At 63.3% G+C, this 12972-nt stretch carries 17 protein-coding genes; 16 read left to right on the forward strand and 1 reads right to left on the reverse strand.

Annotation, left to right across the window (positions count from 1 at the left end):
• From rplR to QF047_RS05380, 15 genes are all read left to right on the forward strand, one after another.
• Positions 1-384, forward strand: a complete 384-nt coding sequence (gene rplR / locus QF047_RS05310; RefSeq protein ID WP_079596676.1) for a 50S ribosomal protein L18 — start codon at positions 1-3, stop codon at positions 382-384.
• Positions 381-1103 carry a 30S ribosomal protein S5 gene (gene rpsE, locus QF047_RS05315; protein ID WP_306634838.1) on the forward strand — a complete coding sequence of 241 codons (723 nt, stop codon included), beginning with the start codon at positions 381-383 and terminating at the stop codon, positions 1101-1103. The genes rplR and rpsE overlap by 4 nt, the downstream gene beginning before the upstream one ends.
• A gap of 2 nt (positions 1104-1105) precedes the next feature.
• The gene (gene rpmD / locus QF047_RS05320; RefSeq protein ID WP_306634836.1) at positions 1106-1312 is read left to right on the forward strand and encodes a 50S ribosomal protein L30; all 207 of its coding nucleotides are present in this window, start codon (positions 1106-1108) and stop codon (positions 1310-1312) included.
• Positions 1313-1804 carry a 50S ribosomal protein L15 gene (gene rplO / locus QF047_RS05325; protein ID WP_306634834.1) on the forward strand — a complete coding sequence of 164 codons (492 nt, stop codon included), beginning with the start codon at positions 1313-1315 and terminating at the stop codon, positions 1802-1804. It abuts the gene before it with no gap.
• Between the two features lie 215 nt (positions 1805-2019).
• Positions 2020-3330 (forward strand): preprotein translocase subunit SecY, encoded by a 1311-nt coding sequence (gene secY, locus QF047_RS05330; protein ID WP_306634832.1) that lies wholly within the window; start codon positions 2020-2022, stop codon positions 3328-3330.
• A gap of 5 nt (positions 3331-3335) precedes the next feature.
• A complete protein-coding gene (locus QF047_RS05335; protein ID WP_306639125.1) occupies positions 3336-3905 on the forward strand; it encodes an adenylate kinase in 570 nt (189 codons plus the stop codon).
• Between the two features lie 69 nt (positions 3906-3974).
• Positions 3975-4802: a type I methionyl aminopeptidase gene (gene map, locus QF047_RS05340; RefSeq protein WP_307274644.1), complete on the forward strand. Its 828-nt coding sequence runs from the start codon at positions 3975-3977 to the stop codon at positions 4800-4802.
• Positions 4803-4903: 101 nt separating this feature from the next.
• On the forward strand, positions 4904-5899 hold the full coding sequence (locus QF047_RS05345) for a P1 family peptidase (protein ID WP_307274646.1): 996 nt from the start codon (positions 4904-4906) through the stop codon (positions 5897-5899).
• 172 nt (positions 5900-6071) lie between these two features.
• Positions 6072-6293, forward strand: a complete 222-nt coding sequence (infA, locus tag QF047_RS05350) for a translation initiation factor IF-1 (protein WP_009358723.1) — start codon at positions 6072-6074, stop codon at positions 6291-6293.
• Positions 6294-6363: 70 nt separating this feature from the next.
• Positions 6364-6477 (forward strand): 50S ribosomal protein L36, encoded by a 114-nt coding sequence (gene rpmJ, locus QF047_RS05355; protein ID WP_009358722.1) that lies wholly within the window; start codon positions 6364-6366, stop codon positions 6475-6477.
• A 176-nt stretch (positions 6478-6653) separates the two neighbouring features.
• Positions 6654-7028 carry a 30S ribosomal protein S13 gene (rpsM, locus tag QF047_RS05360; RefSeq protein WP_275212255.1) on the forward strand — a complete coding sequence of 125 codons (375 nt, stop codon included), beginning with the start codon at positions 6654-6656 and terminating at the stop codon, positions 7026-7028.
• A gap of 54 nt (positions 7029-7082) precedes the next feature.
• The gene (gene rpsK, locus QF047_RS05365; RefSeq protein ID WP_018769149.1) at positions 7083-7484 is read left to right on the forward strand and encodes a 30S ribosomal protein S11; all 402 of its coding nucleotides are present in this window, start codon (positions 7083-7085) and stop codon (positions 7482-7484) included.
• A 131-nt stretch (positions 7485-7615) separates the two neighbouring features.
• The gene (locus QF047_RS05370) at positions 7616-8626 is read left to right on the forward strand and encodes a DNA-directed RNA polymerase subunit alpha (RefSeq protein ID WP_013601812.1); all 1011 of its coding nucleotides are present in this window, start codon (positions 7616-7618) and stop codon (positions 8624-8626) included.
• 68 nt (positions 8627-8694) lie between these two features.
• Entirely contained in the window at positions 8695-9279 is a 585-nt protein-coding gene (gene rplQ / locus QF047_RS05375) for a 50S ribosomal protein L17 (RefSeq protein ID WP_307274650.1), read from the forward strand.
• Between the two features lie 32 nt (positions 9280-9311).
• Positions 9312-10202: a tRNA pseudouridine(38-40) synthase TruA gene (locus QF047_RS05380; protein ID WP_307274652.1), complete on the forward strand. Its 891-nt coding sequence runs from the start codon at positions 9312-9314 to the stop codon at positions 10200-10202.
• 46 nt (positions 10203-10248) lie between these two features.
• Here QF047_RS05380 and QF047_RS05385 read toward each other — a convergent pair whose 3' ends face one another.
• Positions 10249-11916 (reverse strand): cell wall metabolism sensor histidine kinase WalK, encoded by a 1668-nt coding sequence (locus QF047_RS05385; RefSeq protein ID WP_307274654.1) that lies wholly within the window; start codon positions 11914-11916, stop codon positions 10249-10251.
• 255 nt (positions 11917-12171) lie between these two features.
• Between QF047_RS05385 and QF047_RS05390 the strand changes: the two genes are divergently transcribed.
• The gene (locus QF047_RS05390; RefSeq protein ID WP_307274656.1) at positions 12172-12963 is read left to right on the forward strand and encodes a response regulator transcription factor; all 792 of its coding nucleotides are present in this window, start codon (positions 12172-12174) and stop codon (positions 12961-12963) included.
• Positions 12964-12972: the final 9 nt, after the last annotated feature.

Genomic DNA, 12972 nt, shown 5'->3' on the forward strand with positions numbered 1-12972 from the left:
ATGGCCATCTCAATTAACAAGAAGCGTACGAACAAGAGCAAGTCTGCTTCGCGCAGCCGCCGCCAGCTTCGTATCCGTAAGCGCATCTCCGGTACGGCTGTACGTCCTCGCCTGGTCGTCAACCGTTCCGCACGCCACGTATTCGTCCAGGTTGTCGATGACACCAAGGGCCTGACCGTAGCGAGCGCCTCCACTCTGGAAGCCGACCTTCGTGCATTCGACGGTGACAAGACTGCCAAGGCCAAGCGCGTTGGCGAACTCGTCGCAGAGCGTGCCAAGGCTGCCGGTATCGAAGCTGTTGTCTTCGACCGCGGTGGTAACAAGTACCACGGCCGGATCGCCGCCGTCGCTGACGGTGCACGTGAAGGTGGGCTGTCACTGTGACGGAAGCAAACAAGGAAAAGGACACTGTGTCTGCAGATCAGAAGGCTACTGAAGCCGTAGCTGCCGCTGAGACCACTGCCCCCGCAGCTGCCGACGACCGCCGTGGCGGCGCTCGTCGCGGCGAGCGTGGCGACCGTGGCCAGGGCCGCGGCGACCGTGGTGGCCGTGGCGGCCGCGACGGCGGCCGTGAAGCCGAGAAGAGCCAGTTCGTAGAGCGCGTTGTCACCATCAACCGCGTCTCCAAGGTGGTCAAGGGTGGTCGTCGCTTCAGCTTCACCGCCCTGGTCGTCGTCGGTGACGGCAACGGCATGGTCGGCGTTGGCTACGGCAAGGCTAAGGAAGTTCCTGCCGCAATCGCGAAGGGCGTAGAAGAGGCCAAGAAGTCCTTCTTCCGCGTTCCCCGCATTGGCAACACCATCCCGCACCGCGTTCAGGGTGAGGCCGCCGCAGGCGTCGTCATGCTGCGTCCGGCTTCCGCCGGTACCGGTGTTATCGCCGGTGGCCCGGTCCGTGCAGTACTGGAGTGCGTGGGCATCCACGACATCCTCTCCAAGTCGCTCGGTTCCTCCAACGCCATCAACATCGTTCACGCGACCGTTGATGCCCTCAAGCGCCTCGAAGAGCCGGCAGCAGTGGCAGCACGCCGCGGCCTGCCCCTCGACGAGATCGCTCCGGCGGCAATGGTGAAGGCACTCCTGAGCCCGAAGGCAGGTGCCTAGTTATGGCTAAGAACCTGATTCCCTCCGACGCCCAGTTGGAGATCACTCAGATCAAGTCCGCCATTGGCGGCAAGCAGAACCAGCGCGACACCCTGCGGTCCCTCGGCCTGAAGCGGATCGGACACACCGTTGTCCGCACCGCCGACGCCGTAACCGTTGGCATGATCAACACGGTTCCGCACCTGGTAAAGGTAGAGGAGGCGAAGTAAATGGCAGAGAACACTCCTGAAAAGGCACAGAGCGCCGCTGCCGAAAAGCAGAGCGCACTGAAGGTTCACCACCTGCGTCCCGCCCCGGGTGCCAAGACCGCCAAGACCCGCGTTGGTCGTGGTGAGGGTTCCAAGGGTAAGACCGCAGGCCGCGGTACGAAGGGTACTGCAGCCCGCTACCAGGTAAAGGCTGGCTTTGCCGGCGGCCAGCTGCCGCTGCACATGCGCCTGCCCAAGCTGCGCGGCTTCAAGAACCCGTTCCGCGTTGAGTTCCAGGTTGTTAACCTGGACAAGCTCAACGAGCTGTTCCCGGAAGGTGGCACTGTCACCGTCGAGAACCTGGTCGAAAAGGGCGCCGTTCGCAAGAACCAGCCCGTCAAGGTGCTGGGCACCGGCGACATCACCGTCAAGGTAGACGTCACCGTCCACGCATTCTCGGCCAGCGCCGCTGAAAAGATCGCTGCAGCAGGCGGAAGCACCACCGCTCTCTAGAGTCGGTGGGTGAAAGCCCGTTGTTGAACTCCCGGTACCGGGGCCCCAGGCCCCGGTGCCGGGAGTTTTTCACATCCGTCGGTCGTGTTTTTCCCGCCATCGGGCGCACGCCGGTGTCCCCGGATTGTTCGCATGGCGCATCCAACCGTTAGACTCGGTTGTTGGGATTCTTAGATCCCGATCACACACTTATATCCACACCACCAGGAGGACGCTTGCTTAGCGCATTTGGCCGGGCCTTTCGCACGCCTGATCTGCGACGCAAGTTGTTGTTCACGCTGGGAATCATCACCATCTTCCGCTTGGGTGCCTTCATTCCCTCGCCTGGTGTGAACTACCAGAATGTCCAGCAATGCTTGCAGAACGGTCAGACCGCAGGCGGCCTGTACCAGCTCGTTAACCTGTTCAGCGGCGGCGCGTTGCTCCAGGTATCCATCTTCGCGCTGGGCATCATGCCGTACATTACGGCCAGCATCATCGTCCAGCTGCTCCGGGTGGTCATTCCCCGTTTCCAGGAGCTCTACGAAGAGGGGGCGGCCGGGCAGTCGAAGCTGACCCAATACACCCGGTACCTCACCATTGCCCTGGGCCTGCTTAACGCCACCACGCTGGTATCCCTGGCGCGGTCCGGCCAGCTCCTTCCCGGCTGCAACCTGCCGATCATTCCTGACAACAGCGTGATCACCACCATCCTGATCATCATCACCCTGACGGCCGGCACCGGCCTGATCATGTGGATGGGCGAGCTCGTCACCGAGAAGGGCGTGGGCAACGGCATGTCCCTGCTCATCTTCACCTCGATCGCAGCACAGTTCCCCACCTCGCTGGGCGCCATCTGGACGTCCCAAGGCCCGGGAACCTTCTTCATTGTCCTGCTGGTGGGCCTGCTGACGGTGGCCCTGGTGGTCTTCGTTGAGCAGTCGCAGCGCCGTATCCCGGTGCAGTACGCCAAGCGGATGATCGGCCGCCGCACCGTGGGGGGTACCAGCACGTACATCCCCATCAAGGTCAACATGGCCGGCGTGATCCCCGTGATTTTTGCTTCCTCGATGCTTTACCTGCCTGGACTGATCTCACAGTTCAACCAGCCGAAGGCGGGCGAGCAGCTCCAGCCGTGGGTCGAATGGATCAACAACAACCTGACCCGCGGCGACCACCCGATCTACATGGCGATCTACTTCATCCTGATCGTCTTCTTTACCTACTTCTACGTCGCGATCACCTTCAACCCTGAAGAGGTCTCGGACAACATGAAGAAGTACGGCGGCTTCATTCCAGGTATCCGCGCCGGTAAACCGACCGCTGACTACCTGCAGTATGTGCTGTCCCGGATCACGCTGCCCGGTGCCCTGTACCTGGGCTTCGTGGCGCTGATTCCGCTGGTGGCACTGGTACTGATCAACGCAAACCAGAACTTCCCGTTCGGTGGCACCTCGATCCTGATCATGGTGGGCGTTGGCCTGGAGACCGTCAAGCAGATTGATGCGCAGCTACAACAACGTCACTACGAAGGGCTTTTGCGATGACGAGAATGCTGATTATTGGACCTCCCGGTTCCGGAAAAGGAACGCAGGCGGAGCGGATTTCAGAGCGCCTTGGCGTTGTGGCCATCTCCACCGGCGATATCTTCCGTGCGAACGTGAAGGGCGAGACGCCGCTTGGCATTGAGGCCAAGAAGTACATGGACAACGGCGACTTCGTTCCGGACAGCGTCACCAACAAGATGGTGCGTGACCGCCTGAGCGAGTCCGACGTCGAAAACGGCTTCCTGCTGGACGGGTACCCCCGCACCACCGCGCAGGTTGATTACCTCGACGAGATCCTCGCCAAAGGCCAGGAAAAGCTCGACGTCGTCCTGCAGCTGACTGCCGACGACGAGGAACTGGTCCACCGGCTCCTCGGCCGGGCCAAGGAAACGGGCCGGAGCGACGACAACGAAGCCGTCATCCGCCACCGCCTTGACCTGTACCACGAGCAGACCGAAGCGGTGGTGGCCAAGTATGCCGAGCGCGGCATCCTCACCCAGGTGGACGGCATCGGCGCCATCGACGAAGTGACGGACCGCGTGATGCAGGCCATCAAGGCCGCACAGGCTGCCTGATCCAGGCAAGTTTTTCCGAGGCTCCTCCCGGTACACGGGAGGAGCCTCAGCCATTTGAAAGGAAGCACCATGGCCTTCGGCCAGCCCCGTATCGAATACAAGACCAACGCCCAGATGCGCACCATGCACGAAGCAGGCCTGGTCCTCAGCCGCGCCCTGGACGCCGCTGTGGCAGCAGCCGTACCCGGCGTCACCACCAAGCACCTGGATGACGTCTTCGCCGCCGTCCTGAACGAGGCCGGCGCCAAGTCCAACTTCCTCGGCTATCACGGGTTCCCTGCCACCATCTGCACGTCCGTCAACGAGGAAGTGGTCCATGGCATCCCCGGCAGCCGGGTCCTGAACGACGGCGACATCATCTCGATCGACGGCGGCGCCATTGTCAACGGCTGGCACTCCGACTCGGCGCGGACAGTCATCGTGGGCACCGCTGATCCCGAGGACCAGCGCCTCTCCGACGTGACCCATGCAGCCCTGTGGCGGGGGATCGCGGCACTGGCCGGCGGCAAGCACGTGGGTGACATCGGTGCCGCCATTGACGACTACGTTTCCTCCGTGCCCGGCAAGCCGCTGGGCATCCTCGAGGACTACGTGGGCCACGGCATCGGCTCCGAAATGCACATGGCCCCCGACGTCCTCAACTACCGCACAAGCCACCGGGGCCCCAAGATCCGGCCGGGCCTCTGCCTGGCGATCGAACCCATGCTGGTCCGCGGCGGCATCGAGACAGCGGTCCTGGAGGACGACTGGACCGTGATCACCACCGACGGCGCGCGCTCCTGCCAGTGGGAGCACTCCGTTGCCGTCCACGAGAAGGGCATCTGGGTTCTTTCAGCGCCCGACGGTGGTGCGGAGCACCTCGTGCCCCTCGGCGTCACCCCGGTCCCGATCCCGTAGTTTCCGCTCGCCCAGCCAACCAGGTAGCGCCAAGTGTCGTTTTGACCCTTCAAAACGACACTTGGCGCTACTTAGTTGGGGGAGGGGGAACAATGGGTGCCATGGGAGCAATCACCGATGTGCCCGGGATCCGGGTTGGCCACGTACAGAAGAACGACGACGGCTGGCTGAGCGGGGTGACGGTGGTCCTGCCGCCGCCGGGCACCGTCGGATCGGTGGACGTCCAGGGCGGGGGACCCGCCACCCACGAGACCGACGCGCTCGACCCCACCACGCTTGTCAGTGCCGTGGACGCCGTGGTTCTTACCGGCGGAAGTGCTTACGGCCTGGCATCGACGTCCGGCGCCCAGCTCTGGTGCGAGGAGAACAACCGGGGTTTCGCCGTTCCCGGGGGAGTAGTGCCGATTGTCCCGGCGGCCGCAATCTTCGACCTGGGCCGGGGCGGCGACTTTTCAGCGCGTCCGACCGCGGACATGGGATACGCGGCAACTGCCGCCGCCGCTGCCGAGAAGGAAGGGCACGACGTCGGACGCGGCAACGTCGGTGCCGGCACCGGAGCAGTCATCGCCAGAACCTACAAAGGCGGAGTCGGAACAGCCTCCGTCATTTTCGAGAACGGCGTTGTTGTTGGAGCACTGGCGGTGGTGAATGCCCTGGGACTCCCGTTCAGCACAACGACCCATCGGGCGGAGCCCGGCAGCGTGCATCTAAGCGAGGAACGAGCGAGCACGCCGAGGGCTTCGGCTGGTGGGGCGGAAGCCCACCACGGTCCACCGCTCAACACCACCCTGGTCGTTGTTGCTACGAACGCTCTCCTGGATGTGGCCGAGTGTAAGCGGACTGCTGCTGCTTCCCATGCCGGTATTGCAAGGGCTCTCAATCCCAGCCATACCTTGGCTGACGGGGACACCGTTTTCTGTCTGTCTACCCAGGCTGTGGCACTTGACCGCTCGGACGAAGCTGCCCGGCAGATCAGCCTCATTACGCTGCAGAGCGCGGCAGCCGACGTCGTACGCCTGGCCATCCTCGATGGCGTGGCCAACGCTGAGGCCGTGAGCACTCCGGCCGGGGATTATGGTGCGTACGGTGCCGCGTAGGTTACTATTGCCGATTTAACTTTTACAGCGATACAGAGTAGTGTTGTTTGTTGGTTGTCTGGACTGCCACGCCCTTTTGGGGCCTGGAACTGACAATCGATCCAACAAAAACGTTCGTGGTCATGCCCGGTGCAATCCGGCAGGGCTGCGGCAACAACAGTTAGCGGAGGGTATGGCCAAGAAGGACGGGGTCATTGAGATCGAAGGCGTTGTGACCGAGGCGCTGCCTAACGCGATGTTTCGCGTTGAGCTCACCAACAAGCACATCGTACTGGCACACATCTCTGGAAAGATGCGTCAGCACTACATCAGGATTCTCCCTGAGGACCGCGTAGTGGTGGAGCTCAGCCCGTACGACCTCACCCGTGGTCGTATCGTCTACCGCTACAAGTAAATTGCTGGGCGGCCTCAGTGCGAACTGAACGCCGCTCCAGTTGACCAACTGTTACACGCAAAGGAATGCCATGAAGGTCAAGCCGAGCGTCAAGCAGATCTGCGAAAAGTGCAAAGTGATCCGCCGTAATGGCCGGGTCATGGTGATCTGCGAGAACCCGCGCCACAAGCAGCGCCAGGGCTAATTTCCTTTCCTGAAGGAAATCCTGGGTTGCTAACCCACGCAAGTAAATAAAGGCAGCACAAGCTGATCTGGGACGAATGGAGCCCGGACAGCTGACCCCCGGTCGGAGGCTGGGGCCGCACAGAACGTGCGGGTGTACTGCCTACGACCTCCGGTTTATCAAGGAGTACTGCCACTATGGCTCGTCTCGCTGGCGTAGACATTCCCCGCGAAAAGCGGCTGGAAATTGCGCTTACTTACATCTACGGCGTGGGTAAGACCCGTGCACACGAAACCCTGGCTGCCACTGGCATCAGCGCTGACGTCCGCGTCAAGGACCTCACTGATACCCAGCTGGTTGAGCTGCGTGACTACATTGAAGGCAACTACAAGGTTGAGGGTGACCTTCGCCGCGAAGTGGCAGCTGATATCCGCCGCAAGGTTGAAATCGGCAGCTACGAAGGTATTCGCCACCGCAAAGGCCTGCCCGTACACGGGCAGCGTACGAAGACCAACGCACGTACCCGCAAGGGCCCGAAGCGTACCGTCGCCGGCAAGAAGAAGGCCCGTTAAAATCCCCGCCGGGATTAACGGACTTTTCCCCAATAACTTTCTGTAGGAGAAATAATGCCCCCGAAGACTCGTGGCGCGGTTCGCAAGCCGCGTAAGAAGGACAAGAAGAATATCGCGCTTGGCCAGGCGCACATCAAGAGCACTTTTAACAACACCATCGTTTCCATCACGGATCCGAACGGCGCTGTTATCTCTTGGGCTTCCTCAGGTGAGGTTGGCTTCAAGGGCTCGCGTAAGTCCACTCCGTTCGCTGCCCAGATGGCTGCCGAGGCTGCTGCAAAGCGCGCCCAGGAGCACGGCATGCGCAAGGTTGACGTTTTCGTGAAGGGCCCGGGCTCAGGCCGCGAAACCGCGATCCGTTCGCTGCAGGCCGCCGGCCTCGAGGTTGGCTCCATCCAGGACGTCACCCCCGCTGCCCACAACGGCTGCCGTCCGCCGAAGCGCCGCCGCGTCTAAGGCTTCCAGCGCCGCTTGAGCTTGCCCGGACCATCGATGGTCCGGGCAAGCCCAGCGCGTTAAGTCTTCAGACCGAATTTCCACCACCTGTGTTGCGTCATATAGCGGATGCTCGCCGAAAGGAAACCTAAGTGCTCATTGCACAGCGCCCCACCCTCTCCGAAGAGGTAGTCTCCGAAAACCGTTCGCGTTTCATCATTGAACCGCTGGAACCGGGCTTCGGCTACACCCTCGGAAACTCCCTCCGCCGTACCCTGCTCTCCTCCATCCCCGGTGCTGCTGTAACCAGCATCCGGATCGATGGCGTGCTGCATGAGTTCACCACGGTTCCGGGTGTCAAGGAAGATGTCACTGAGATCATCCTGAACATCAAGAGCCTGTCGGTCTCCTCCGAGCACGATGAGCCGGTTGTTGCCTACCTGCGCAAGCAGGGCCCCGGAGTCGTCACCGCCGCGGACATCGCTCCGCCGGCCGGCGTCGAATTCCACAACCCGGATCTGCACATCGCCACGCTGAACTCGAAGGGCAAGTTCGAACTCGAACTGACCATCGAGCGCGGACGCGGCTACGTTTCGGCAGCTCAGAACAAGTCCGGCGATGCAGAGATCGGCCGTATTCCGGTCGACTCCATCTACTCGCCGGTACTGAAGGTTACTTTCCGCGTGGAAGCAACCCGTGTTGAGCAGCGCACTGACTTCGACAAGCTGATTGTCGACGTCGAGACCAAGCAGGCTATCGCCCCGCGCGATGCTGTTGCTTCCGCAGGCACCACCTTGGTGGAGCTCTTCGGTCTGGCACGTGAGCTGAACACCGCAGCTGAAGGTATCGAGATCGGCCCGTCGCCCACCGACGCTGCCCTGGCAGCCGACATGGCGCTGCCGATCGAGGATCTGGACCTCACCGTCCGTTCCTACAACTGCCTCAAGCGTGAGGGCATCCACACCGTGGGTGAACTCGTTGCCCGCTCCGAGGCTGACCTGATGGACATCCGCAACTTCGGTGCCAAGTCCATTGACGAGGTCAAGGCAAAGCTGGTTGAACTGGGCCTGTCCCTCAAGGACTCGCCTCCCGGTTTTGACCTCGCAGCACGCGCCGCAGCAATCGAAGAGGACGACGCCGCCTTCGGCGACGACGAACTCTAAACCAGACCTTGGCCGGCGGGCAGCACCATGGTGTGCCGCCCACGGCTTCCACATGAGGAGAAACAATTATGCCTACCCCCACTAAGGGTCCGCGCCTCGGAGGCGGCCCGGCTCACGAGCGCCTCATGCTCGCGAACCTGGCAGCATCCCTGTTCGAGCACAAGCGGATCACCACCACAGTGACCAAGGCCAAGCGCCTGAAGCCTTACGCAGAGCGCCTGGTGACCTTCGCCAAGCGCGGCGACCTGGCTTCCCGCCGCCGCGTGCTCGGCCTGATCAGCAACAAGGGCGTCGTCCACGAGCTGTTCACCGACATTGCCCAGGCAGTGGAGAACCGCGACGGCGGCTACACCCGCATCACCAAGATCGGCAACCGCAAGGGCGACAACGCTCCCATGGCTGTCATCGAGCTCGTCCTTGAGCCCGTTTCCGCCAAGCAGGCTGTTGTAGCCGAGGCTACCGCTGCTGCCAAGCGCGATGCGGACAAGGCTGCTCCGGCTGCCGAGGAAGCCCCTGAGGCTGAGGTCGTCGAGACCGAAGCTGCTGAGGCTCCCGCCGCCGAAGACGCCGCAACCGAAGAGGCTGCAACCGAAGAGGCTCCGGCCGCTGAGGAAGCTGAAGCTCCGGCTGCCGAAGAGAAGGACGCGAAGTAATTCGCTGATTTTCTTCGCATAGACTTGAGTCTATGAACAACCAAAAACCCGCGGCCCCCGTATTGGGGGGCGGCGGGTTTTTGCGTGTCCGGCTTGATTTGTCGTACGACGGCGGCCCCTTCAGCGGGTGGGCATTGCAGCCGGGCAGGCGGACCGTCCAGGGAGTCCTGGAGGAAGCCCTGCACATGTTGATCCGGCGCCCGGTCCGCGTGACCGTCGCCGGCCGAACGGACGCCGGGGTGCACGCGCGCGGCCAGGTGGTGCACCTGGACCTGACAGACGCCGAGTGGCAGGGACTCCCGCGAGGGCACGAACTGGATCCCGCCGTCGCGATGCAGCGCCGTCTCCGCGGCGCCCTCAGCCGAATTCTCGGGGATCTTACCGGGGCAGTCGAGGTGCACCTGATCTCGCTGGCGCCGGCAGGCTTCGATGCCCGGTTCTCGGCCCTCTGGCGCCGGTACAGCTACCGCATCGCGGACGGACCGGCGCTCTGGGATCCCCTGGGCCGGTACTCAACGCTGTGGCACAAAAACCCGCTGGATGTTTCGCTGCTGAACGAGGGCGCCTCGAAGCTGCTGGGGTTGCAGAATTTCCTGTCCTTCTGCAAGCCGCGGGAAGGTGCCACCACCATTCGCGAGCTGCGGCGCTTCGAGTTCGCGCGCATGGAAGACGGCGTCATCGTGGCCACCGTCCAGGCTGACGCCTTCTGCCACAACATGGTGCGCGCCCTGATCGGCTCTGCCCTGTATGTGGGGGAGGGCGTGGAGGAGCCGGGCTGGCTGTACGAGCGGCTGCTGGCCCGGAAACGCGACGCCAAGTCCATACTCGCTGCGCCGCACCCGCTGGTGCTGGAGGAAGTGGCCTACCCGTCCGACGACGAGCTGCTGGCCCGCGCCGAACTCACCCGGGCACTGCGGGAGTAGATTATTCACCGGTGGTTGAGCCTGGGGTTACGACCGCCGCCAGACCCTAGAACGCCGGGGGCGGGCCCTCGGCCGGAAGGGTCAGCGTAAAGGTGCTGCCTTGGCCCTCGCCGCTGGCGCACGTAATCTGGCCGCCGTGGCGCTCCACAATCATCTTGGTGATGGACAGGCCCAGGCCGGCGCCGGCAATGGCCGCGTCCCTGGCGGACGCGGTCCGGAAGAAGCGCTTGAAGATCCTGTCCCTGTCCTCGCTGCTGATGCCCATCCCGGTGTCGCTGACGCTGAGCTGCACCCACTCCTCGTTGCTGCGGGCACTGATGCTGACGTTGCCGCCGTCGGGCGAATATTTGATGGCGTTTGATACCAGGTTGTCCAGCGCCTGGCCGATCCGGAGCGGGTCGGCGTAGGCCCACAGAGGCGAGGGAACGTCCGCTGAAAGGTGGATGTTCGCCAGCTCGGCCTGGGCCTGGGCGGAGCCGATGCTGGTTTCCACCAAGCTGGCGAGGTCTGTCCTTTTTGGGTGGACGTTGAGCGCTGCCGACGCCGAAGCTGACAGGTCAGCTACCAGGGCCAGCAGCCGCTCGGCGTTCCGCTCGACCACCAGGAGGCGCTGGGCTATCTGCGGCGGTAAGGCGGCAACGTCGTCGAGCACCAGGTCCACGTTGCCGATAATGGAGTTCAGCGGCGTCTTGAACTCGTGGGTCACGTTGGAAACCAGCTCCTGGTTGGCCGCCAGCGCCTCCACCCAGCCGGTCACGTCGCTGTAAACAACCACGGCGCCTGTCAGCTGGCCGTCCTCACCCATTAGTGGACGGGCGGCTGTGGTCACGGCCCGCTGGTCGGCTCCCTCCCCGGCCCACACCAGATAGTCGGCGAAGGACTCGCCGGCCATGGCCCGGCTGATAGGCCGCTTTTCCGGGGGGAGCAGGGTCCGCCTGTCCTGGCCGAAGATCAGCTGGTGGCCCTGCCCGGGGACCGCGTCGTCGGCGTGGGTGGCCTGGCGGAAATTCCGCTGCCGGCTGTTGGACACCAGGAAGCGGCCGGACCGGTCGACGGCGGCGATTCCGACGTCGGTGGCTTCCAGAACTGTCTCCAGCAGCTTTTCCCGCTCCCGGCTCTCGCGCAGCAGCTCCCGGAGTTCCCTGTCCTTCTCTGCCAGCTCACGCTGCTGCAGCCGGACGTGCGCGCTCGCAAACCTGATGGCGAGGGACACCGCGAGCGTCATGAGGGGAAAGAGGAACGTGCTGGTGATGTCCGAGGCCGTCAGGTTGGGGAAGCGTCCGGCGAGGGTGGGAACCATGATGAACATGGGGCCAAAGAAACTCAGCACAAGGCTGCTTCGCGTGAGCATCCCGGAGGCGGAAAGCCAGATGACCGGGAAGACGGCGAGTACGGCCAAGCCCGGGAGCAGGGGAGCGGCGCCGTTCCGGAGCAGCCCGATGGAGACAAAGTCCAGGATGGGAATCAGCAGGTAGGGGCGGTGCGCAAGCCGTTCCCACGGGACCATCAGGCAGCCGAGGAAGAGTGCGCCGGAAAGGATGATCCCGGCCAGATACAGGGGGCTGTGCAGCAGCGTGGGCCACGCAAAGGGGGTGGCGACGGCGAGGGCAGCCACGATAAGGGTGAGGGGCAATTGGCACAGCGCCACCTGCGAACGCGGCCCGAGCCGCTGGAAGACCCGCGCGGATCCGCGGGGAAAAAGGCGCTCAGCCATGAATCCTGCCCTGGCCGTACTGGGCCATGAGACGAATTTCCGGCGCAGATGCGTCCGAATTCCTATAGGGCAACCTGGCACGCATCCTCTCCGGCTTGTAATCCACATGTTCTGTCATAATAATTGACTTTTCAAATGCAATCTTGAAACAGGTGTCATCGGCCCTGCTTACTTGTAGCGTATAAAGAGTTGGAGCGGGTATGGCATTGGCGCTGGGTCAATGGGGGGCCATAACCGCCTGGCGCAGGGATATCAATGGACGATCTTGGTGTGGCTGTAGTTATTGAAGACGACGCCGACGTGCGCAACCTCCTTGAAGGAGTGTTGAGTCAGGCGGGCTTCGAGGTGCATACAGCGGTTGACGGGCGTGCCGGCGTGGAAGTGGTCCGCAGCAAGCAGGCCAACGTGGTGACGCTGGACATCGGGCTGCCGGACATCGACGGCTTCGAGGTGCTGCGGCGGATCCGCAACTTCAGTAACGCCTATATTGTGATGCTCACTGGCCGGACGGAGGAGCCGGACCTGTTGTCGGCCCTCAACGCCGGCGCTGACGACTACATTGCCAAGCCCTTCCGGCCCCGCGAGTTGCGGGCCCGGGTGGCGGCGATGATGCGCAGGCCGCGGCATGAGATCACTGGACAGAAGCCGGCGCTGGCTGGGTGGGGGGTGGCGCCCGCAGCAGCAGTGCGTCCCGACGACGCAGCGGTCCTGCACCACAACGGCCTGGAACTGAACCACCGCACCCGGACCGTGGAAATCAATGGGGAACCGCTCGGCCTCACGCGCAGCGAGTTTGACCTGCTCCACGTGCTCCTCCGCGGCGGCGGGGCAGTCTGTACGCGGCAAGACCTGGTGCGGGCAGTCCGCGGCGACTTTTACGACGAGGACACCTACATCAGCGAGGCTGACGAACGGGCTGTTGAGGTCCACATCGGCAACCTGAGGCGGAAGCTGAAGGAGGATCCCATCACGCCCCGCTGGCTGCAGACAGTGCGCGGCGTGGGGTACCGGCTGGCGCCCAGCAGGCAGGACGCCGCGCAGGCCTGACCACAAGAC

Origin of the sequence: Arthrobacter sp. W4I7, from assembly GCF_030816215.1 — a bacterium.
Classification (GTDB): domain Bacteria; phylum Actinomycetota; class Actinomycetes; order Actinomycetales; family Micrococcaceae; genus Arthrobacter; species Arthrobacter siccitolerans_A.

Coding starts and splice junctions, on each gene's coding strand:
- rpmD (WP_306634836.1), top strand. CDS start 1,106: ATGGCTAAGAACCTGATTCCCTCCGACGCCCAGTTGGAGATCACTCAG.
- rplR (WP_079596676.1), top strand. CDS start 1: ATGGCCATCTCAATTAACAAGAAGCGTACGAACAAGAGCAAGTCTGCT.
- infA (WP_009358723.1), top strand. CDS start 6,072: ATGGCCAAGAAGGACGGGGTCATTGAGATCGAAGGCGTTGTGACCGAG.
- QF047_RS05345 (WP_307274646.1), top strand. CDS start 4,904: ATGGGAGCAATCACCGATGTGCCCGGGATCCGGGTTGGCCACGTACAG.
- QF047_RS05380 (WP_307274652.1), top strand. CDS start 9,312: ATGAACAACCAAAAACCCGCGGCCCCCGTATTGGGGGGCGGCGGGTTT.
- rpsM (WP_275212255.1), top strand. CDS start 6,654: ATGGCTCGTCTCGCTGGCGTAGACATTCCCCGCGAAAAGCGGCTGGAA.
- QF047_RS05390 (WP_307274656.1), top strand. CDS start 12,172: ATGGACGATCTTGGTGTGGCTGTAGTTATTGAAGACGACGCCGACGTG.
- rpmJ (WP_009358722.1), top strand. CDS start 6,364: ATGAAGGTCAAGCCGAGCGTCAAGCAGATCTGCGAAAAGTGCAAAGTG.
- rpsK (WP_018769149.1), top strand. CDS start 7,083: ATGCCCCCGAAGACTCGTGGCGCGGTTCGCAAGCCGCGTAAGAAGGAC.
- rplO (WP_306634834.1), top strand. CDS start 1,313: ATGGCAGAGAACACTCCTGAAAAGGCACAGAGCGCCGCTGCCGAAAAG.
- map (WP_307274644.1), top strand. CDS start 3,975: ATGGCCTTCGGCCAGCCCCGTATCGAATACAAGACCAACGCCCAGATG.
- rplQ (WP_307274650.1), top strand. CDS start 8,695: ATGCCTACCCCCACTAAGGGTCCGCGCCTCGGAGGCGGCCCGGCTCAC.
- QF047_RS05385 (WP_307274654.1), bottom strand. CDS start 11,916: ATGGCTGAGCGCCTTTTTCCCCGCGGATCCGCGCGGGTCTTCCAGCGG.
- QF047_RS05335 (WP_306639125.1), top strand. CDS start 3,336: ATGCTGATTATTGGACCTCCCGGTTCCGGAAAAGGAACGCAGGCGGAG.